Annotated in this window: 16 protein-coding genes; 5 read left to right on the forward strand and 11 right to left on the reverse strand. The window is 58.2% G+C overall.

Translation table 11 applies throughout. The features are described from left to right. The first annotated feature begins 292 nt into the window (after window positions 1-292). Together RWL87_RS04775 and RWL87_RS04780 are read left to right on the forward strand one after the other, a co-directional pair. A complete protein-coding gene (locus RWL87_RS04775; protein ID WP_313969085.1) occupies window positions 293-1,774 on the forward strand; it encodes a cation:proton antiporter in 1,482 nt (493 codons plus the stop codon). Window positions 1,775-2,384: 610 nt separating this feature from the next. After that, window positions 2,385-3,944: a molybdopterin-dependent oxidoreductase gene (locus tag RWL87_RS04780; RefSeq protein ID WP_294643249.1), complete on the forward strand. Its 1,560-nt coding sequence runs from the start codon at window positions 2,385-2,387 to the stop codon at window positions 3,942-3,944. A 228-nt stretch (window positions 3,945-4,172) separates the two neighbouring features. On the opposite strand, the gene RWL87_RS04785 is transcribed toward RWL87_RS04780, so the two are convergent. The 3 genes from RWL87_RS04785 to RWL87_RS04795 are packed head-to-tail and all read right to left on the reverse strand — an operon-like array spanning window position 4,173 to window position 7,256. Then, the gene (locus tag RWL87_RS04785; protein WP_070691147.1) at window positions 4,173-4,817 is read right to left on the reverse strand and encodes an LUD domain-containing protein; all 645 of its coding nucleotides are present in this window, start codon (window positions 4,815-4,817) and stop codon (window positions 4,173-4,175) included. Further along, window positions 4,817-6,445 carry a LutB/LldF family L-lactate oxidation iron-sulfur protein gene (locus RWL87_RS04790; protein ID WP_049327464.1) on the reverse strand — a complete coding sequence of 543 codons (1,629 nt, stop codon included), beginning with the start codon at window positions 6,443-6,445 and terminating at the stop codon, window positions 4,817-4,819. The genes RWL87_RS04785 and RWL87_RS04790 overlap by 1 nt, the downstream gene beginning before the upstream one ends. 16 nt (window positions 6,446-6,461) lie before the next feature. Next, a complete protein-coding gene (locus RWL87_RS04795) occupies window positions 6,462-7,256 on the reverse strand; it encodes a (Fe-S)-binding protein (RefSeq protein ID WP_049327463.1) in 795 nt (264 codons plus the stop codon). 842 nt (window positions 7,257-8,098) lie between these two features. Between RWL87_RS04795 and RWL87_RS04800 the strand changes: the two genes are divergently transcribed. Both RWL87_RS04800 and RWL87_RS04805 read left to right on the forward strand, forming a co-directional pair. Beyond that, on the forward strand, window positions 8,099-9,772 hold the full coding sequence (locus RWL87_RS04800) for an L-lactate permease (RefSeq protein ID WP_313969086.1): 1,674 nt from the start codon (window positions 8,099-8,101) through the stop codon (window positions 9,770-9,772). A 221-nt stretch (window positions 9,773-9,993) separates the two neighbouring features. Then, window positions 9,994-10,857: an FCD domain-containing protein gene (locus RWL87_RS04805; RefSeq protein ID WP_313969087.1), complete on the forward strand. Its 864-nt coding sequence runs from the start codon at window positions 9,994-9,996 to the stop codon at window positions 10,855-10,857. A 109-nt stretch (window positions 10,858-10,966) separates the two neighbouring features. Here the strand turns inward: RWL87_RS04805 and RWL87_RS04810 are convergent, their stop codons facing one another. The 8 genes from RWL87_RS04810 to RWL87_RS04845 all read right to left on the reverse strand — a co-directional run bounded on the left by RWL87_RS04810 (window position 10,967) and on the right by RWL87_RS04845 (window position 19,023). Beyond that, entirely contained in the window at window positions 10,967-12,124 is a 1,158-nt protein-coding gene (locus RWL87_RS04810) for an ABC transporter permease (RefSeq protein ID WP_313969088.1), read from the reverse strand. After that, a complete protein-coding gene (locus RWL87_RS04815) occupies window positions 12,125-12,901 on the reverse strand; it encodes an ABC transporter ATP-binding protein (protein ID WP_313969089.1) in 777 nt (258 codons plus the stop codon). Window position 12,902: 1 nt separating this feature from the next. Beyond that, on the reverse strand, window positions 12,903-14,117 hold the full coding sequence (locus RWL87_RS04820) for a peptidoglycan-binding domain-containing protein (protein WP_313969090.1): 1,215 nt from the start codon (window positions 14,115-14,117) through the stop codon (window positions 12,903-12,905). 158 nt (window positions 14,118-14,275) lie between these two features. Beyond that, window positions 14,276-15,178, reverse strand: coding sequence for a hypothetical protein (locus RWL87_RS04825; protein WP_049338342.1), 903 nt, complete (start codon window positions 15,176-15,178; stop codon window positions 14,276-14,278). Window positions 15,179-15,270: 92 nt separating this feature from the next. Further along, the gene (locus tag RWL87_RS04830; RefSeq protein WP_306524505.1) at window positions 15,271-15,603 is read right to left on the reverse strand and encodes a hypothetical protein; all 333 of its coding nucleotides are present in this window, start codon (window positions 15,601-15,603) and stop codon (window positions 15,271-15,273) included. A gap of 453 nt (window positions 15,604-16,056) precedes the next feature. Beyond that, window positions 16,057-16,983, reverse strand: a complete 927-nt coding sequence (locus RWL87_RS04835) for a phosphoribosylaminoimidazolesuccinocarboxamide synthase (protein ID WP_049331615.1) — start codon at window positions 16,981-16,983, stop codon at window positions 16,057-16,059. Between the two features lie 269 nt (window positions 16,984-17,252). Beyond that, a complete protein-coding gene (gene purD / locus RWL87_RS04840) occupies window positions 17,253-18,536 on the reverse strand; it encodes a phosphoribosylamine--glycine ligase (RefSeq protein ID WP_313969091.1) in 1,284 nt (427 codons plus the stop codon). Between the two features lie 151 nt (window positions 18,537-18,687). Beyond that, complete coding sequence (locus RWL87_RS04845) at window positions 18,688-19,023, reverse strand: hypothetical protein (protein WP_313969092.1); 336 nt, start codon at window positions 19,021-19,023, stop codon at window positions 18,688-18,690. Between the two features lie 589 nt (window positions 19,024-19,612). Between RWL87_RS04845 and RWL87_RS04850 the strand changes: the two genes are divergently transcribed. Further along, window positions 19,613-20,740 carry an asparaginase gene (locus RWL87_RS04850; protein ID WP_313969093.1) on the forward strand — a complete coding sequence of 376 codons (1,128 nt, stop codon included), beginning with the start codon at window positions 19,613-19,615 and terminating at the stop codon, window positions 20,738-20,740. Window position 20,741 lies beyond the last annotated feature (1 nt).

Consider the following 20,741-nt stretch of genomic DNA (forward strand, 5'->3'; position numbering starts at 1 on the left):
TCTGCCGCTTCCGGTGGTGTGTGCCGGATGCGCTGGCATAGGTGTTAAGTGTAACGGTGGAAGCTGTGTCCAGCGGGGCGGTGGCGCGGAGGTTTTGCTCTCATGCCGCTCCTCTGTCGGCTGCCGGCCGGAGCCTCTCACCCCCGGTGAGTGCTGTTCAAGTGTTGTTGTGTGGGGGTAGGTGTGTACCATTGGTACGTTCTTAAAGGTGGGCAATCCAACGGGCGCATATTTTTGCCCCGTTCACGGTCTCAAACGCGCCCCACCTGCACATACACCACGTTGAGGTTTTATGTTTTCGACTTTCTCCCCTCTTTTCCTGGCGGATTTGGGAACTTCTGGTGCTCTTCTTGCTTCGGGTACGACTCTTTCGGAAGGGTCGAGCCACGATAGCGGCCAGTTTGTGTCCATTTTCTGGATTACGTTGGTTGCGTTGCTGTCGCCGATTCTTTCGCGTCTGACGGGTAAGAAGATTCCGGATGTGGTTTTCCTGCTTATTTTTGGTCTGCTGATTGGCCCGAATATGCTCAACCTTGCCAGTAGCGAGGGCGGTATTCCGCTGCTGAAGGAGCTTGGTCTGGGCATGCTCTTTTTGATTGCGGGCTTTGAGATTAATGTGTCGTCGCTGCGTAGCCGTCAAGGTTATAGCGCTATTGCCACGTGGTTTGTGTGTTTTGCCTTGGGCATGGCGGGTGCGGCGGTTATTACGTCGTTCTCGCGTGAGCTGAATACGTATGTTGCGGTGGGTGTGGCGCTGAGTTCTACGGCGCTGGGTACCCTACTACCGATGTTGAAGTCTCACGGTGCTGCCGGTACGCCGGTGGGTAATGCGGTGCTGGTGCACGGCGCTGTGGGTGAGCTTCTTCCGATTTTCGCTATTTCGCTGCTGCTGTCTTCGCGTTCGCCGGGCATGGCGTTTGTGGTGCTGCTGGCGTTTATGGTGGTTGCGGTGGTTACGGCGTTGATTCCTCACCGCTTGTTTGCGCATGTTCCGGGTCTGCGTCAGATTATGGCTGCGGAGGCGAATACGACCGGTCAGACGGTTCTGCGTCTTGCGATGTTCCTGCTGGCGACCTTGATCATGTGCACTGCTCTCTTCGATTTGGATGCGGTGCTGGGCGCGTTCGCGGCGGGCCTGATTCTGCGTACCCTGACCCCTCCTGCGGCGCTGCATATGATGACTCGCCGCCTTGAGGTGGTTGGTTTTACGTTCATGATTCCGCTGTTCTTTGTGGTCAGCGGCATGGGCATTAATGTGTCTGCGGTGTTTGCGAATCCTCTGGGTCTGCTTGCCGTGGTGGTGGGTATTTTGCTGTGCCGTGGTGTTCCGGTTCTTTTGGCGGAGCATTTCTTCGATACCCGTTCGGGCCTGACCACGCGTGCGCAGAAGGCGCAGTTAGCGCTGTATTCGGCTGCGGGTCTGCCGATTATTGTGGCGGTGACGGAGGTTGCGACCAGTTCGGATCTTCTGGAGGAGTCAACGGCTTCTCTGCTGGTGGCTGGTGGCGCGCTGACGGTTCTGCTGTTCCCGCTGTGGGCGTTGGGTATTCGTCAGGCGTTTGGTTCTGCGGAACCGGCTCAGCAGGAGCCGAGCCGTAAGGAGCAGATGAATGCGTTGAAGGCTCAGCGTAATGCTCAGACGAAGCTGACCACGGGCATGATTCCGGTGGTTCGTTTGAAGTCCCAGTCTGACGCTGAGGCCCCGGCTGATGCTCAGCCCGGTTCTGCGAAGACTACGAGCTCTGCTAAGACTGCGGGTTCTGCAGAGAAGTAGCCTCGGCTACGCTGTGGTTGCGCTTCGGTCTTTCAAGATTGGGTTGATGAACCGGTTTGAGCGGGGGACCCGCTTACAGTCACCCCAACCTTATGTGGGTTTAGCTTTATAAAACCACACAATACCAGGCAGTTAAGACCCTGCAAACCAACATGCATCCCACATATATGATCAAAACCCACCGCATTCTCTCTTGAGGCTGCGGTGGGTTTTTTACACCCGAGTGACCTTATAAACCGCGGAAAAATGAGAATCTTCCTTAAATTCGGATTTTTTATGCAAATATTACAGAACATGACGTGTCTTAGCTTTCTCGACTGACACTTTGTCCTATAAAATTGAAAGCGGACAGGGAATTTCCCTAAAACACACATAAACCAACATACATACACAGAGCCGCTTCCGCCCCAGCGGGAGCTGGCGCACCTCCCATCTCACACACGGGAGGTGCCCCTTTCGGGAGTATCCGCGACGATACCCCCGGCGGCTCCCAACCACGGAGGAGGATCATATGGTTCAGAAAGGTAATTATTTCTAACCTCTTATCTCAAGGCCTCGCACTGAATCCTAACGATTGTCTGCACACACAGTCATTTCCGAAGGAAATATCATGCACCAACTACTCCTCACCGCGAGCACTGGTGGCGTAGAGCTGGACTTCCCGGCCTGGCTCCGAATTACGCACTTCATCAACTTCATTATGATGGGCTTCCTGATTCGTTCAGGTTGGGAAGTTCTCGCCTCTCACCCCCGCCTGTACTGGAACAACCACTGCACCCCGGGTTCTGAGTGGATCAAGTTCACCAAGGACAAGGTCCCTACCACCCCCGGCGCATTTACGGCGCGCGATGACCAGCGCACCCTGTCTCCCCTGATTTCTCTGCCCGGTAAGGCTCAGATTGGTCTGGGCCGCGCATGGCACGCGCTGGTCACCGTTATCTGGATCGTTAACGGTCTGGTATATGTCTCCCTGCTGTTCCTGACCGGTCAGTGGCGCCGCATCGTCCCGACCAGCTGGGACATCATCCCGCAGGCGTGGGAATCCATCCAGATTTACGCTGGCTTCCAGATTCCCTCGATTGAGCATTTCCAGCCGTACGACGCTCTGCAGCAGATCATGTACTTCACCGTGGTGTTCATCGTGGCACCGCTGATGATTGCAACCGGCCCGATTATGAGCCCGGCATTCTGCGGCCGTTTCCCCGGCTACGTGCGCCTCTTCCGTAACCGCCAGACCGCGCGTTCCATCCACTTCCTGGGCATGGCGTTCTACTGCGTCTTCACCGTCATTCACGTGGCGCTGGTGTTCGTGGTTCACCCCCAGTACAACATCGCCCACATGATGCTGAACAAGCCCTACAACGAGGTGGACGCAGCACAGTTCGCTCAGGCAGTCACCATGCTCATTGGCGGCATTGTCTTCGCCGTGGCTCTGTGGATTTTCGCATCCTACTGGTCCCTGCGCGACCTGCGATTCACTCAGACCTTCATTTGGGGTCTGACCCAGCCGATTCGTAACGTCCTGCTGGACCGCATCACCTCCCGTCAGGTGCAGAAGAAGACCTTCACCGATGCCGACATTTCGCCCTTCCACTGGGTTAACACTCGCCCGCCGACAGAGCGTGAGAGCACCGAGTGGAACCGCCTGAAGGAGCACGATTTCGTTGACTACCGCCTCGAACTGGGCGGCCTGGTGAAGGAATCCAAGTCCCTGAGCATTGACGAGCTCAAGCAGCTGGGCAAGGAAGTCAACATCACCATGCACACCTGCATGCAGGGTTGGACCGGCATCGCCAAGTGGGAGGGCGTGCGCCTGCGCGACGTTCTCGCACTGGTCGAGAAGACCGACGAGGCACGCTACGTCATGGTGACCTCCTTCGGCCACGTGGGCCACACCTACGACGGCCGACCGACCGAACCCTACTACGAGTGCCTGGACATCTCCATGGCAATGGAAGATGAGACCATCCTGGCGTGGGGCATGAACGACAAGCCCCTGCCGGATGTGTACGGTGGCCCGCTGCGTCTGCGTGCGGACTCCATGCACGGCTACAAGATGGTCAAGTGGGTTCAGAAGATCGAGTGGATCAAGGACTACCACGATGTTGGCGATGGCCAGGGCGGTAGCCGCGAGGACTCCGGTCTGCAGCACTTCGACGCACGCGCCTAAGCACCCCCGCGGGGCGCTACGACGCTAACCGTCGATACACCACCCTATAAAGCGCTGAACATATAAAGCACAGAACGGTGGCGGGAAACATGGGCCCGCCACCGTTTTTGTGCGCTCACAACTGGCGCCTCGCTTCTGCGGCTAGACGTCGCGAGGGCATAAAGAAACCGCCCGGGAGCCTTAGCTCTCGGGCGGTTTCTTTAGAGGTTTGCCTTCTGGCGCTGTACCTTAGGCGTCGTAGATGATGACGTCCAGGGTACGGGGGCCGTGCACGCCCTCCACGCGGATCAGCTCGATATCACTGGTTGCCGACGGACCGGAAATCATGGTCACGGGGCGGGTGTAGGTGATACGCTCGATCGACTCGGGGACCAGCTCCACGACGGTGGAACGGGGCACCACGCAGATGTGGTGGTCGGGCACCAGGCTGATGGCGCGGCGACCCTCATCGGGGTTGGTGTTCAAGAAGATCGTGCCGGTCTCTGCGCAGGAGACGGTCGAACCGGTCACCACAGCGTCAACTGCGTCCAGTTCCTTCAGGGTCAGGCAGCCGGGCTTGAGGGTGCTACCGGAGTCGGTGACGCGCTTGCGGTCAGCGGTGTCAGCCGGCAGCCACTCCATGTTCAGGCCCTCGGGAACCACGTAGGTGGACTTTTCACCCAGGCGTTCTGCGATGACCTCGGAGATGTTCTCCTTGTTCGCGTGGAACACATTTGCCTTGTAGTCAATGAGGCGGTCGACGAGCATCTCAATGGTCTGCTCTTCGTTCAGCTCGCTGACGCGGCGGTAGTTACGTACGGGCTCGGGGGCGACGGGTGCGTCAGCCAGGGACGAGCGGATACGTGCGAGGATATCTTCCTTAGCAGAGGACATTAGTTGTTCTCCTTAGCTTCGCGGGCTTCCTGAGCAGCCTTAGCGTTTGCAGCCGCTTCAGCTGCCTTACCCTTGTTGGCCTCGATGAGGGCCTGAATGTCAACGCGCTGTGCGTTATCGCGTGCCGGAGCCTGGCCCTTCTCCTTCTTCCACCAGTTGCGGAAGGATTCCTTGGGGGGCTCGGGGATGTCGCGGTAAGCGGTCCAGCCGCCGACGATACCGGGAACAGCGGTGATCTTGTGCTTGCGGCCGGTAATGAGGCGGGACATGGGCAGACCACGCTCTGCAATGGACATCATCTTGCCGGAGGTGAAGAGCTTCTTCGCACCGAGCATCATGCCGTCCATCTGCGAGAAGGGAGCCTTCTTGTTGCCCTCGAACTCGCGGACAGCGTGCTTGGACTCGACGTCCTTAGCGCGCAGGTGCACGAGCACCTCGGGGAAGTTAATCTTCACGGGGCAGACCTCGTAGCATGCGCCACAGAGGGAGGATGCGTACGGCAGCGAGTTGTTGTGCGCTGCCTCGATACCGGAGAGCTGCGGGGACAGGATCGCACCGATGGGGCCCGGGTAGGTGGAGCCGTAGGCGTGACCGCCTGCGCGCTCGTACACGGGGCACACGTTCATGCAAGCGGAGCAACGGATGCAACGCAGTGCCTGGCGGCCGAGCTCGTCAGCCAGAACGGCGGTACGGCCGTTGTCGATGAGGATGACGTGCATGTTCTGCGGGCCGTCACCGGGGGTCACACCGGTCCACATGGAGGTGTAGGGGTTCATGCGCTCACCGGTGGAGGAACGGGGCAGCAGCTGCAGGAACGCCTCGTAGTCCTGGAAGGTGGGCAGAATCTTCTCAATACCCATGAAGGTAATGAGGGTGTCGGGCAGGGTCAGGCACATACGGCCGTTACCCTCGGACTCCACGATGGTCAGGGTACCGGTCTCAGCAATACCGAAGTTGGTACCGGAAACTGCCACGGTGGTGTTCAGGAACTTGTTGCGCAGGCGGTTACGCGATGCCTCTGCCAGTTCTGCCGGCTCATCGGTGATGTCCGGGTTGATACCCTCGATTTCGCGCAGGAAGATGTCGCGGATTTCGCGGCGGTTGCGGTGAATTGCGGGCACCAGAATGTGGGAGGGGCGGTCGTGGCCGAGCTGGACGATTTCTTCCGCGAGGTCGGTCTCAATAGCGTTGATGCCGTTTTCCTCGAGGAATTCGTTCAGGCCGGTCTCTGCGGTTGCCATGGACTTAATCTTGATGATTTCGTCCACGCCCTGCTCGCGGATCAGTTCCAGGGCGATCTGGTTTGCCTCGGTGGCGTTACGTGCCCAGTGCACGTGGCCGCCTGCGGCGGTGAAGTTACGCTCGAACTGCTCGAGCAGCTCGGGCAGGTTCGCCAGAACGTAGTTCTTGACGGACTCACCGGTGTCACGCAGGTCCTGCCAGTCGGGCACCTCAGCGGTGACCTTGGCGCGCTTGTTACGAATCGCGTGGGTCACGAAGCGCAGGTTGGAGCGCAGCTGCTCGTTCTTGAGCTCTTCCTTCGCGTACTTGGGGAAGGGGGTTTCTTCGAAAATGTTGCCCTCGCCGTAGTGAACGACCTTGGGCATACCAAGCTGAATAGCGGTCATGAGGTCTTATCTTTCCTTAGGCGATTGAGAGCTCGAGGTGCTCGGCATCAATCTTGAGCGGGTTTTCCTTGGTGGATGCGAGGATCTCAGCGAAGTGGATGGTCTTCACGTCGGAGCCGCGGCGGGAGAGTGCGCCACCGATGTTCATCAGGCAGGAGCAGTCGCCACCGGTGCAGACGGATGCACCGGTTGCTTCAACGTTGTCTGCCTTGTCGTTGACCATTGCGCCGGAGACGTCAGCGTTCTTGAAGGAGAAGGTACCGCCGAAGCCGCAGCACTGGTCCATGCCCTCGATCTGGGTGTACTTGATGCCCTCAACGGTGCGGACCAGGTCCTGCTGGCGGGTGCCCAGGCCGAGCATGCGCATACCGTGGCAGGAGCTGTGGTAGGTGACGTGCTCGGGGAAGTAGGAGCCGAGCTGCTCAGCGGCGTTGGTGATACCGAGGATGTCGATCAGCAGCTGGGAGAGCTCGAAGGTGCGGGAAGCAATCTGCTCTGCCTTCAGAGCCAGTGCCTCGTCGCCACGGCTACGTGCGACCATTGCCTGCTGGTGACGCAGGGAGCCGACGCAGGAGCCGGAGGGTGCAACAGCAACGTCCCAGTCCCAGGAGTCGAATGCCTCGACGTGGTTCTTGATGACTTCGTAGCCGTCATCGAAGTAACCGGAGTTGACGTGCATCTGGGAGCAGCAGGTCTGGTTCGGGGGGAAGACAACCTCGTGGCCCAGGCGCTCAAGAATTTCGACGGTGGCGCGTGCTACGCGGGGGTACATGCCGTCAACGATGCACGTGGAGAAGAGTGCAATGCGCATGACTTGTCCGTCCTTTCCTCTGTGTTCAGAGTTTCTCGGTCTCACCGCCTGCGTCTGGGGCAGGCGGGGCACAGTCCGAATAAGTTCGGTCTTCCGTGTACTGCGGTTCAAAGAGATGAACCGGGGAAGCTGAGCCGGTGGGTTCCGGCTGGTGTGCGCGCCCCAAGTGGAGGTGGGATGCGGTGGGATCAGAAACCGTGGTGATGTCTTTTATCTTCCTTGCCATTTAACACCGTTGTGCGGCTTTTCTCTAGTCGAAATAGCGCATACTTTCCTTGTTAAATAACGGGTTAGGTCACCCTGACCTTAAGGTATATTTTCCTACCTTCCGGTACATATGACCTCATCTAGTTTTTACCCTCACCCCATCCCCTACACCTCTTTATCTATTGAACATTTATCAAACACACATCTTCAGTCGATAAATCCCCTGGGAATAAGCCTTTCTGAAGCATTAATGATTGTTTTGTGGGGTTACTCTTCTTTAACGCAACATTTTTTCAAGAATGTGCCCGCAGTTGAAGACTCCTTAGTGAATAAACCAGCCACTCATACACCCGGTTCTTTACGCTTTCAGAAATATTCGAGTTTCAGAAGCTGGCATTAACTATCAGAGTCGCAATATTTCGGTAAATTCACGGGGCACAAACCTCCCAAACACCCCTTAGATGCGAGAATGAGTCAGGTCACTTTTGGCGAAACACCGCACTATCCGGTACTCTTCTAAACATGCGATCAATGGTCTGACCACATCCCCGCATGGGAAACAATGACCCGTTCCCCGGCGGGATTATCTATGGTCTGACCACACACAAGACACACCCTGAACCAAAGGAGTTCCAGTGGAAACTTATACCGCTGTAACCAATGCAGTGGGAGGTAGCCTCGGCCTCAGCGCACTCGTGGCAACCATTCCCCTCCTCACCTTCTTCGTGATGCTACTGGGCGTCAAGGCACGCGCTCACTGGTCCGCACTCGTGGCACTGGCAGCATCTATCCTCGTAGCAGTCCTGGGCTTCCACATGCCCGCTGACCTCGCCGGTCTGAGCGCCATCCGCGGTGGCATCTACGGCCTGGTCATCTGCTGGGTGATTCTGGGAGCCATCTGGTTCTACCAGATCACCGTCCTTTCCGGCCGCTTTGAAGATCTGCGCCGCGTCTTCGACCGCCTCGGCGGCGGCGACCTGCGCATCCAGGCTATCCTCATCGCATTCTGCTTCGGCGGTCTGCTCGAGGCACTGGCTGGCTTCGGCGCTCCCGTTGCAATTACCGCAACCATGATTCTCGCCCTGGGCGTCAAGCCCCTCAAGGCTGCTATTACCGTTCTGCTCGCTAACACCGCCCCCGTGGCATTCGGCGCGGTTGCTGTCCCGATTACCACCGCAGCTGACGTTGGCGGCAAGGACGCACACGTTATCGCAACCATCGTTGGTCACCAGGCTCCGTTCCTGGCAATGCTCGTTCCGCTCATCCTGCTCGTCATCCTTGACGGTATGAAGGGTCTGAAGGATGCATGGCTGCCCGCACTGATCATCGGTGTCTCCTTCGCAATTGCACAGTGGGTCACCGCTGCTACCCCCGCATTCAACCTGACCGACGTTGTTGCTTGCATCGTCTCCATGGGTGTTGCTGTTGTCTTCCTGCAGTTCTGGAAGCCGCGCGGCGTCGCAGGCGTTCGTGAACGCTACGGTCTGCCCGCACAGGCTGAAGAGAAGGAAGCTCTGCCCGCCGTTCGCGTCTGGATGGCACTGCTGCCCTACGTCATCGTCGTTGCAATCTTCGGTGTTGCTAACCTGCACGCTGGCCTGAAGGCATGGCTGAAGAGCTTCGTCATCAAGATTGATATCCAGGCTCTGAGCTCCCGCCTCGTCACCGCTGACGGCAAGCCCGTCAAGGATGCAGTCTACAACTTCGCGTGGATGTCCAACCCCGGCACCCTGCTGATCATCTCCGGTCTGGTTGTTGCTGTCGTCTACTTCTTCTTCAACGAGAAGGGCCGCTACGCCTTCAAGTTCCCGGCAATCTTCACCGAGTTCGGTTCCGTTGTCTACCGCATGCGTTGGTCCATCCTGACCATTGCTTCGGTTCTGGCACTGGCATACGTCATGAACTTCTCCGGTCAGACCATTGCTATGGGTACCTTCCTGGCAGGCCTGGGCACCGTCTACGCGTTCCTCGCACCGGCTCTGGGCTGGATCGGTACCGCTGTGACCGGTTCGGACACCAGTGCGAACGCACTGTTCGCCAAGCTGCAGGTGTCTGCTGCTGAGAACCTGCAGCACGCAGGTATCCACGGAGCAACCCCCGAGCTCATGCTGGCTGCTAACACCACCGGTGGTGTGGTCGGTAAGATGATCTCCCCGCAGTCGCTGGCTATTGCTGCTACCTCCGTGGACATGGAAGGCAAGGAATCCGACATCCTCAAGGCTGTCCTCCCCTGGTCCTTCGCTATGCTCCTGTTCGTCTGCGTCCTGGTCTTCCTGCAGACCAACGTGCTGTCCTTCATGATTCCCTAATCTGAAGCTCAGGTTTTAGAGAGTTCCTGAAGCATCCGCTTCACGAACAGTAGGACATTCGCCCCGGTTTGACCGGAGGCCACAGCGGGGCGGCGTACCTTTCCGGTATCGCCGCCCCGCTTTTTATGCCCCTTATGACTCGATAGGTTGCCCCAATAGTTTGGGAGAACATGCTGAGTCGAGACTTCTTTTCGTTATCCGCCTCGTTATCAGGAGAGAGTATGCCTCGTTCTTTTGACGACACCCAGCCTGCAGAGGCGCCCCCTGTGGTTGAGCGCCAGCCGATTCTGGCGGACCGCAGCTACAGCATCATTCTGGAGACCTTTGAGCGGCGCCTGCGCCTGGGTGAGTTGCGTGTGGGCGATAAGCTCCCCTCCGAGCGTGAGCTGGCGGCACGGCACGGTATCTCCCGCCCCTCGGTCCGTGAGGGTTTGAGGGTTCTGAACGCGCTGGGTCTGATTCGTTCCAGCACGGGTTCGGGACCGAAGTCGGGCGCGATTATCATTTCTGAGCCGTCGGATGCGCTCAGCTGGGCGCTGCGCATGCACATTGCGACCCGTAGCCTGCCGGTGAAGGACGTTGTCTCAACCCGCTTGCTGCTGGAGGGCCCTGCGGCGCGTGCGGCAGCTGCCGCGCCGGACACTCCGGAGCGTGCGGCGGCGCTGGAGCGGGCGCGCGTGCATCTGGCAGAGATGGATGAGCAGATCAGCGATGAGCGCTTCCACTTCTGCGATACGCGTTTTCACTATGAGCTGTCGAAGCTCGGCGGCAATATTGTGCTTGATACGGTGATTGATTCTCTGCACATGGCGACGATGAGTTATGTGCAGGAGGCGGTTCCTTTCCTAAAGGATTGGGAGGCGGTCAAGCGCACGTTGCAGCAGCAGCATTACGGCATTATTGAGGCGATTGCCTCTCACGATGAGCAGGCAGCCTATGAGCGGGTGTGTGAGCACATTACGTGGTTTTATTCGCTGTCTGATCGGGCTGCGGAGGAGCGGGCGCGGCAGCATCCGGCGCGGGATATTCTGCACGAGGATTTGTGCCACGAAGGCGTGCACGATGAAGAGGCTCACGACGGCTAGGCTTCGCCCCTCAACCTTATAAACCCACATAGCTAAAGGGCGGTGCCCCGGAAGAATGACCTTCCGGGGCACCGCCCTTATGCGCCGAGCAATTATTTCAGCGGGGCACTTATTGCAGGAGCTCAAGCGGCTGAACCTTCGTTGCCGCGTAGGCAGGCAATGCACCCGCCACGATACCCACGGCCAAGCCGAGGAAAGGAATCCCCAGGATAAGGGGAGGCAGAGATAGCGCCCACCCGTTGAGAAGGCACACAACCCAGGAACCGAGAACACCGAGGATGAAGCCTCCAAGAGCGCCCAGTGCCCCGAGGAGAGCTGCCTCCGCCAGGAAGCTCACCGCCACATCTCGCCGCCCCAATCCCAGGGCACGGTTAATACCGATTTCCCGGCGGCGTTCCCAGACCGAAATCTGCATGGTCATCACAATGCCGAAGCTTGTCGAGACGATAAGAACCGCCAGGATGATGGTCGTAAGAGCTCGACTGTCCTTCGTCAGAGAAGCACGAAGAGTCACCGGTGAGGGTGGAATCTCAATGTTCGTATCAACGGGGGCGCGTTGCGGATCGAGCACCTGCTTGAGCTGTTCCGCGACAGTATCTGCACTTCCTGGGTTCACGATGACGTCCATACCGCGTTGCAGGGTGTGGGCTTGCGGCAAGAAAGTGGAGGTGGTCGGCAGGATAAGAGCGCTACTGAGAGCCGCGTTCTTACCGCCGTCCCGGATAATGCCGAGCACGTAGGCTCGCATTCCGTTGACCTCAATTATGTTCCGCCCGGGCTCAGTGCTAACCCCCAGCTCTTTAGCGAGGGCAACACCCAGATAGACGGTAGGCTCACCGAGGCGTTCGCGGGCAGGCTCCGAAAATTGCCCTTCGACAATGTGCGCACCTCGTGCTTTCAAACCTGCTTCCGAGACAACTGCGAGGGGCGTTTGTTGGCCCTCATGCCCCGGCCTGTTGACCTGCGGACGCGTTGTCTGCGTATCAATGGTGACCGTACCGGCAGCTTTGACCTCTGGAACTTGGTTAACGCGCCATAGCAGTTCTTCCTCCGGTATATCCCAGGTCTGCGGTTGGAGGCGCACACCGAGCCGGGTGGAATCGTAGCTGGCCAGCTGCGAGCTCGTATTGAGTGCTGACGACTCGCTGACACCCACCAGCATGATGATGGTGGTTGTTCCCGCGAGCATTGCCAGTACCGTGAGCAGGTTGCGACGCCAACGGCGGACAACGGCGAGGAGAGCGTAGTGAAGGTTATTCCTTAGCATCTATCCTCCCCTGACGATTGGTTCTTTGAGTGTTTGGTGGGCCGAGTCTTCGGGACTAGCGAGTTCGGGGCTCACGAGCATCCCATCGACCATGTGCAGCTGCCGGTCGCAGCGAGCCGCGATATCGGGTTCATGGGTGATGATGACCAGGCTTTGCTTCTCCGCACGGCCGGCGAGGAGCAGATCCAACACCTTGTGAGAGTTTTCAGTGTCGAGGTTTCCTGTAGGCTCATCGCACAGTAGGATACGCGGGGCGCAGGCTAACGCGCGCGCAACCGCGACTCGTTGCTGTTCACCACCGGACATGTTGCGTGGAAGAACCTCCAGACGGTGCCCCAGACCCACCTGTTCGAGTGCCTGTAACGCACGCTGATGTGCTTGACGGCCCGGTACGCCGCGCATCCGGAGGGTATGGGCAATGTTCTCGGTGGCGTTCAGATGGGCGATGAGATGGTACGCCTGAAAGACGAAAGCAATGTGCTCACGGCGTGCCACAGTTCGCTCGGCGTCGCTGGCGGTGCCCATGTTTTGACCCAGTATTTTTAGCTCACCTTCGGAGGGCTGGTCGAGCAGCCCGATGATGGAGAGGAGCGTAGATTTTCCGCTTCCGGAGGCGCCGGTAATGGCCACCGATTCACCTTCATGAATGCTGAGGGTTGCGTTTTTAAGTGCCCAGGTGGAGGGCGGAAAGAAACGCGCAATATTGTGGCACTCGATATTAGGTTTTGTGGCGGTAGCGCTCGCGGGGAGGGCACGTTCTGTCTCGTGATGAGGCATTTTAGCGCTCCTTCAGCTTCACGACGGTACCTGCCTTGAGTTCTGCGGCGGGGTTGACGAGCTCGCAGATTCCGGCGGAGCACACACCGAGGGTGACGGGAACGTTCTGACCGTTATCCAGGGTGATGGAGTGCGTTCCGTTTTCCTCGGTTTTGACGGCTGCTTCGAGCACCGCGAGGGCGTTTTCAGCGCCTCGGTTGAGCGTGACGGTTGCTTGAAAACGTGTTGACGCCGTGGTGTTTTCCGGCAAGTCGACTGTGATGGGGTAGCGTTTCCGTGCGGTAGCTCCCTGTGCGGAGGTATCGCTGTTAGGTCGCGCGCTGTTCTGCGCGCCGTTGGAGGCACCTGCGTTAGCGCCGCCGTCAGCGTTAGTTGAGCCTTCGGGTGTGAGGGCCGCGCCCAGGGTGCCTTCGAGCGGACTTCCGTTATCGGTAAGAATCTGGACTTTCTGTCCCTCAGCGAGTTCATTGCTGAGAGCGCTACCGTCCGCGGAGAGTACCAGACGGTATCCACCTGCGGATAGGGTGCACAGCGCCGGAGTTGAGGTTTGGCCTTTGGTGCCGCAGCTGTTGTCTACGGTGTATTCATTGCCGTCAGCGAAGAGGTATTCAGAGAGCGGCAGTGCGGTGCTGTAGCGTCCTTCTTCGGTTCGGTCAGTATCCCCGGGCGGGTAGTAGCCACGATCCAGGTAGAAACGGTAGACAGCGTTAGCGGTTGCTTCGCCGTAGTTTCCTTCCTCATCCCAGATACTGTAGCCGAGCGATTCTAGAGCTTCTTGGAGCTGTTTAACGTCATCGCCGCGTGCGCCTACGGCAAGGTCGCGGTAGGCGGGAATACTACCTTTGAACGCAATGATGGGACGCTCGTTGATAGTGGTGATAATTGAGCCGTTACTCATCTGGGTACCCGCCTTGGCGCCGTCCCTGGTCACCACTCCTTGAGGGGTTCCTACGGTGTAGCTTCGGGCGGGTGACACGCTGACTTCTCCCGAGTAGGTGCGGGTAACAGTCTGCGTGCTGATGCGGGTTGTTAGTTGCGCGGAGCGGGACGGCTGTGCATTGGATTCAACATTGGTGCGTAGCCCCGTATTGAGTGCGTAGATGGAGAACCCGCCGGTGATGACGAGCAGAATGACGAGCACCGGAACCAGGTAGGCGCGTATAGCTGCCGTCGTGGCGGCGCGGCGGGGGTTTTCTGAACTCTGCTGCGTGTTCATGGGTTCACCTTTCTACGGTGAAATACGGGGCAGGGGGAATAAAGGGCTGTATCCTCTGCTCTCATCCGCGGGTGAACGCGGTTGAGAGCAGAGGACCGGTAGAAAATTCTCGCTAGAAAATGTCCAACGAGGAATCAGCGTTTACTATTTGCCGTAGGCTAGTTGCCGTTGACTAGAGTTGCGGCGCGCTCCTGTGCCTGACGCTCGATATCGCGTACTTCAAGGATGAGCGGTTCATGCTCATTGAGCCAGGTCGCAGCCTTTTCGTAGTAGATATTCTGTGCCTTAGTCAGGATTCCAGTGGACTTTTGGCAGTTATAGTCGGCGTGAGCTAGGGACTGCTCTTCCGCATTGGCGGCTACATTGGTTGCCTTGTACTTACCCCAGGTTTTCTGCGCGTAGCTGGGAGCATCTCCGAAGTGCTGGATATCGGTGTATCCGCTTTCTTTCATGCATGCACCGTAGGTGGTGTCATCGCGGTAGTATTTCCCCATTTCTTGTACCGCGTTATTTTTGGATCCACCTACGATGAGCTCGTTAACGAAGTTGATGTATTTGAGGTAGTTTTCTGCTGAGCCAAAGACAGCCTCTGCCGCACGTCCCAGGCATGAATCTGTTGCCATGCTGGTCTGGGCGCCGTTACTCATCGTGATGGTGACAGTTTTGCTGTCTGCGGCTTGGGGGTCGCCTTGGAACGCCTTGCGATATGCCGGGTTTTCCATCGCGGGTGCATTGCTGGAGCCAGCGTTGTCCTGCCGGGTGGATAAGTACCCTTGGGTGGCTGCTTCTTCGTTAGGGAGGTGGGCGCCACTCATCGCAAGTTCATGAACGGAGGCGCCGTCAATAATGTTCTGGCTACCGGAGTAGGTGAAGGACTTCTCGCTCATGCACTTTTTGACCTCATTGACGAGGGCCACGTTAATATCCGGGGAGGGATTCTCGTAGCTTGCCAGGACATTGCGAATGTCTTGCTTAACTTCAACGGTGGTGGAGCAACTCGATACGCCCAGGCAACAGGCAATACCGATAAGGGCGAGGGGTGTGAAGGGCTTCTTTGCCATGGACTTCACCTTTCTCAACAGTAAGAATCAGGGAAGGTAGGAGCCTAAACCCTAAGAGTAGGCTCCTACCCTCTGACAGATGTAGTGCCGTATTACCGGGAAACTACAAAATCAGTAGTGTCGTTGGCGTTAGCACCAACATAGTACATCACCTGTCCGGGGTTAAGGTGGAAGGTAACATTGTTTCCCCACCAGTTAGTGTTAATACCCCTGAGATGGCCGTCGGTCCAGTTGGCTGCTGACGAAAGCATATTGTCGGGGACATCGATGAAGTTGCTGAAACCAGAACGAACCAGTTCACCCTCGAGACCAACATGGTCGTATGCGTGAAAATCAGCGTGAGCAGCGGGCAGAGCTGCCCCAACCGACAAAGCGGCGGCAGCGCCGATAGCGGACAACGCACGGACAAAAGTAGAACGCGACATAGCGAATCTCCTTATTGCTTAGGTAGGAGTCTGAAATTACTGACCCCCATGAGTGGATATACCATCTTGTCGACATATAACTATTTACATCGATTCACCGCATAAAGGGGATCATGCAACTTGCATATGTGATTTATTGCGTTTTATATAAAAAACGCAACTTGTTAGATGGTAGAAGAATCATAGCAAGGCTCTATATTTAGGTGCAATGAAAACCTGCATCATTCTGTAGTGATTTAAATCATATAAATATCTACTTGTGTGTATCGTATCAAGAATAGATTCAGGACGTTTTATAGACTTCCAGAGACATTCACAGCGAAGATAAGTGCAACGGCTAGGCTTCGCCCCTCAACCTCATAAACCCACATAGCTAAAGGGCGGTGCCCCGGAAGACTGATCTTCCGGGGCACCGCCCTTTATCAAAGACCTATTCAGCCCGAAATATTGAGTTTAGAACTTCGTGCCGGTCAGACGCTCATACGCCTCAACGTAACGGGCACGAGTCTTCTCCACAACCTCCTCAGGCAGGTGCGGCACATTATCCGAACCATCCCAACCCGACTCCGGCGAACGCAGCCAGTCACGCACATACTGCTTATCGAAGCTCGGCTGCGGACGACCCGGCTCATACTGCTGAGCGTCCCAGAAACGCGAAGAATCCGGGGTCAGCACCTCATCGCCCAGGGTAATCTCGCCACGGTACGAATCGGTACCGAACTCCATCTTGGTGTCCGCCAGAATAATGCCCTGCTCACGAGCAATCTTCTCCGCAGTGGTGTACAGGCTCAGGCTCAGCTCCTCTAGGCGCTCACCCACCGGCTGACCCACCTCAGCGTACAGCTCCTCACGGGTCACCAGCTCATCATGCTCACCCACCTCAGCCTTACCGGTCGGAGTGAAAATCGGGGTGTCCAGGCGGGAACCATCCACCAGGCCCGCAGGCAGCTTCACACCAGCAATCTCACCGGTCTCGTTGTACACAGCCAGACCCGAACCGGTCAGGTAACCGCGCACAATGCACTCCACCGGGAACATGTTCAGCGAACGGCAAATCATTGCTCGACCAGCCACAACATCCGGAACGTCAGTGGACAGCACGTGGTTCGGAACCTGCTTAAGCTGCTCAAACCACCACAGGGACATCTGAGTCAGAATCTTGCCCTTATCCGGGATCTCGGTAGGCAAAATACGGTCAAACGCGCTAATACGATCCGAGGCGACAACCATGACCGAACCGGCACGCAACTCAGCGTCATCATTGACGGTCAAGCCGGTGGCGTCAAAACGTTCCTCATTCGGAACGTACAGGTCGCGGACCTTGCCGGAATAAATGTGAGTCCAGCCCGGGATTTCCACGGGGTTAGAACGAGAAGTCATGAGAATTTCTCCTGATGAGGTGGTGTGATGTGGATGCAAAAAGTCTGTGTAATTACAATACCGCGACAGGCACGGCTCCCGATAGTGCCAATTGGGCATCAATACGGCACAATCTTGAGAACCCAACCTGCCCCGGTCGTCGCCGCCAGCACCCCCGAGCCGATGAAATGAATCGGGGAACAGCTGAGGCGGCACAAAGCTAAGAAGCGAGTGGCAAAGAAGCGACCGGCTTCCCCACCCTCAAGCGGGGAAGCCGGTCACCTTAGGTTTTAGCCGCGCGGAGCGGGAATGTGGATGCGGTTCTCCACAGCCTTCAGCGCGATATCGGTGCGGTACTGTGCGCCAGCCCAGGAGATAGCGCGAACGCCCTCGTAGGCGGCGTTACGGGCAGCAGCCAGGTCATCGCCGAGAGCAACAACAGCCAGCACACGACCGCCAGCGGTCAGCACACCCTCCTCGGATGCGACAGTACCCGCGTGAATTACGTGCACACCCTCCAGGGCGTTCGCCTCATCCAGACCGGAGATGACGTCACCCTTGCGGGGAGTGTCCGGGTAGTTCTCGGCAGCCATAACCACGTCCACTGCGGTGCGGGGATCCCAATCCAGCTCGGTACCCTCAGAAATTTCACCGCGAGCAGCCGCGCGCAGCAGCTGACCCAGCGGGGTGCGCAGACGCGCCAGAACCGCCTGGGTTTCCGGGTCGCCAAAGCGGGCGTTGAACTCGATAACGCGCACGCCGCGGCTGGTCACAGCCAGACCGCAGAAGAGCACGCCCACGAACGGGGTGCCGCGCTCAGCCATACGTGCCACGGTCGGGCGGGCAACCTTCTCCACGACCTCCTGTACGAAGCCCTCGGGCAGCCAGGGAAGCGGGGTGTAGGCGCCCATACCGCCGGTGTTCGGGCCCTCGTCGTTGTCGAAAATGCGCTTGAAGTCCTGAGCCGGGGACAGCGGCAGAACGTTCTTACCGTCAGAGATGACGAAGAGGGACACCTCGGGGCCGTCCAGGAACTCCTCGATGACCACGGTGCCGCCAGCGTTGAAGCATGCCTGAGCGTGCTCCAGTGCCGCAGCACGGTCCTCGGTCACCACAACGCCCTTACCTGCAGCCAGGCCGTCGTCCTTGACCACGTAGGGTGCACCGAACTCGTCCAGTGCCGCCTGCGCCTCAGCGGCGTTCGTTGCCACATAAGCGCGGGCAGTCGGCACGGAAGCCTCTTCCATGACCTTCTTCGCGAAAGCCTTAGAACCCTCCAGCTGAGCGGCAGCTGCGGAGGGGCCGAAAACATCAAAACCCGCCTCACGCAGCGCGTCAGAAACACCGGCGACCAGCGGCGCCTCCGGGCCAATAACGACCAGGTCAGCGTTCAGTTCGCGTGCCAGGGCGGTTGCCTGGGCGGGATCATTCGCATCAATTGCGTGGACGGGAACATCCTGAGCAATACCGGCGTTGCCGGGGGCGCTGTGCACCTCGGTTACCTCAGGGTCGCGCAGAAGCGCACGGATAATAGCGTGTTCACGGCCGCCGGGGCCCAGTACCAAAACCTTCATAGTATTTAGGGTACCCGGTACCCTCTCAAAAATGTGAGCTGAGCACACTAAAAATGCGGCTCTTCTCATGTAGCGGCACATTCGTAAGAATGCGCGCTGGGAGAAGAGCCGCACAGCTCGGTAGTTGATACTACCGGATCAAGCTAAAGCCTTAGATGAGGGCGGTAATAGCAGCCAAGCCACCGAAGACAATACCGGGAGCGTTCGCGATGATAATCGGAACGTCCTTCTTGGGGCGCCACAGACCGTACAGAACCCACAGGGTGCAGTTGATAGCCGCGACCAGAGGCTGAATCCAGTCGCCCTTGTGACCGCTCAGGTTACCGATAATCTGCGGGAAGTAGAACACGTACATGAGCACTGCGGTCACAGAAGCAACACGGGCCAGGATGGGGAAGAACTTTGCGTGGAATTCAGATTCTGCGCTCAAACCGCCCTTGGGGGAAGAGTTCTGTGCGGAGGTAGAGGTGCTGTTCTGCTCTGCCATGGATGTACTCCTTTACATGGTTGCCGCTCACCAATTGAGAGTGAGTTCAGAAGGTGAGGTGCACTAAGGATGCGTACTCGTACCGGGTCGCACCTAGCTATTTATTCCTAGGTTTGTGGTCGACCCCTAAGGACTGCATCAATTTCCTACTGGATACATTACGCCCGTTCTCAGATCGCATAGTGGGGCGCGCCGGAGATGATGAGATTTTGAGTAGATACACTCATAGCTCATCGATTGACGGGGGTGGGGATTTGCTCATCTGCCGCTGCCTTGGTCATCGCCGTATTCGTGAGGCGGTACGTCGAGGCTCCGGAATGGTTCATCGGAGCATCGATCGTGGTCGGTCCTATGCGGTGCGCGGGTCAGGTCTTTCGGCTCGTGCGGGCTGTGCCTCGCTCACGTACCTTAGCCTGTTGCGCTTGAGCACACTTCAATTGTAAATATGAGTTACTCATAAATTCAACCCGGAATGAACGTGAACCTCTTCACACGCCACTCCCTATATATTGTCTCCGCCCCATGCCAGCCTCCAGACCACCCAACACATAAATAGGGCGATGCAATACGCCCCGTTTAAACTAGAAGAATGACCAACAGCACCATCTCACAGGCCACCACTCACACCGCCCATCAGGGCAGCGCCTTCGACGTAGAACTCGCGCAGCTCACCCGCAACAACCTCGTGGAGGCACGCCACCGCGGCCGCCTCATTCTGCTCAGCCCCGACGGCGAAATTCAGCTTGCCCTCGGCGATATTCACGAGCCCTTCTACCTGCGCTCCGCCGCCAAGCCGCTGCAGGCTATCGGCTCCATGAAGGCGGGTGCACCCCTGCGCGGCTCCCAGGTCGCCATCGCCTGCGGCTCGCACAGCGGGACCTTCGAGCAGATGCGCGCCGTGCAGGACGTACTCACCCAGGGCAGCACCGAAACCAACCCGCTCACCCCCGCAAACCTGGCGCTCAAGCCCGCGCTCCCCTCCGATAAGCAGGCACGCCAGGCAATGATTCAGGCAAACCTGGCGCACACTCCCCTAGCGCACCCCTGCTCCGGCAAGCACGCCGCATTCCTGTGGGCGTGTACCGCCAAGCTTGAGCGCGGCGACCTGGAAGAGGGCTCGCAGAACTGGACCCTGCACAACTACCTCGACCCCGAACACCCGCTGCAGCGGGTCATTACCGAAGAAATTGAGGCGTTTACCGGCGAACCGGTAGCGGCTATCGGCGTGGACGGCTGCGGCGCGCCCGTACACGCGGTTTCCCTGCTGGGTGCCGCACGCGCCTACTCGACCCTGGGGTCGGCAATCCGTAATCTCGGGGCGGATGCGCGTGCCTCCACGGTTGCAACCGCCATGGTGGACTACCCCGAGCTGATTCAGGCACCCGGCTACCCCGACACCGTGCTCAGCGAAGAGCTGGACGCCATCGTTAAGAGCGGCGCGGAGGGCGTGCTGTGCATCGGTCTGCGTTCGGGCGCGTCCGTGGTGGTGAAGATGAGCGACGGCACCCACCGCGCCATGTACGCCGTAGCGCTGCGTGCGCTGGTTGCTGGCGGTTACCTGAGCACCGAAGAATGCGAGCGCCTGCTCGCGCTGGTGGTTCGCCCCGTGACCGGCGGATACGCTGACGGTCAGCCGGTTGAGGTCGGCGAGCTGCGCGTGCATGATGAGCTCTTCACCACTGGGGAGCTCAATACCGGCGCCCCGGAAGGAAAGTAGC

Source organism: uncultured Rothia sp. (assembly GCF_963555405.1).
In the GTDB taxonomy this organism is placed as follows: Bacteria; Actinomycetota; Actinomycetes; order Actinomycetales; family Micrococcaceae; genus Rothia.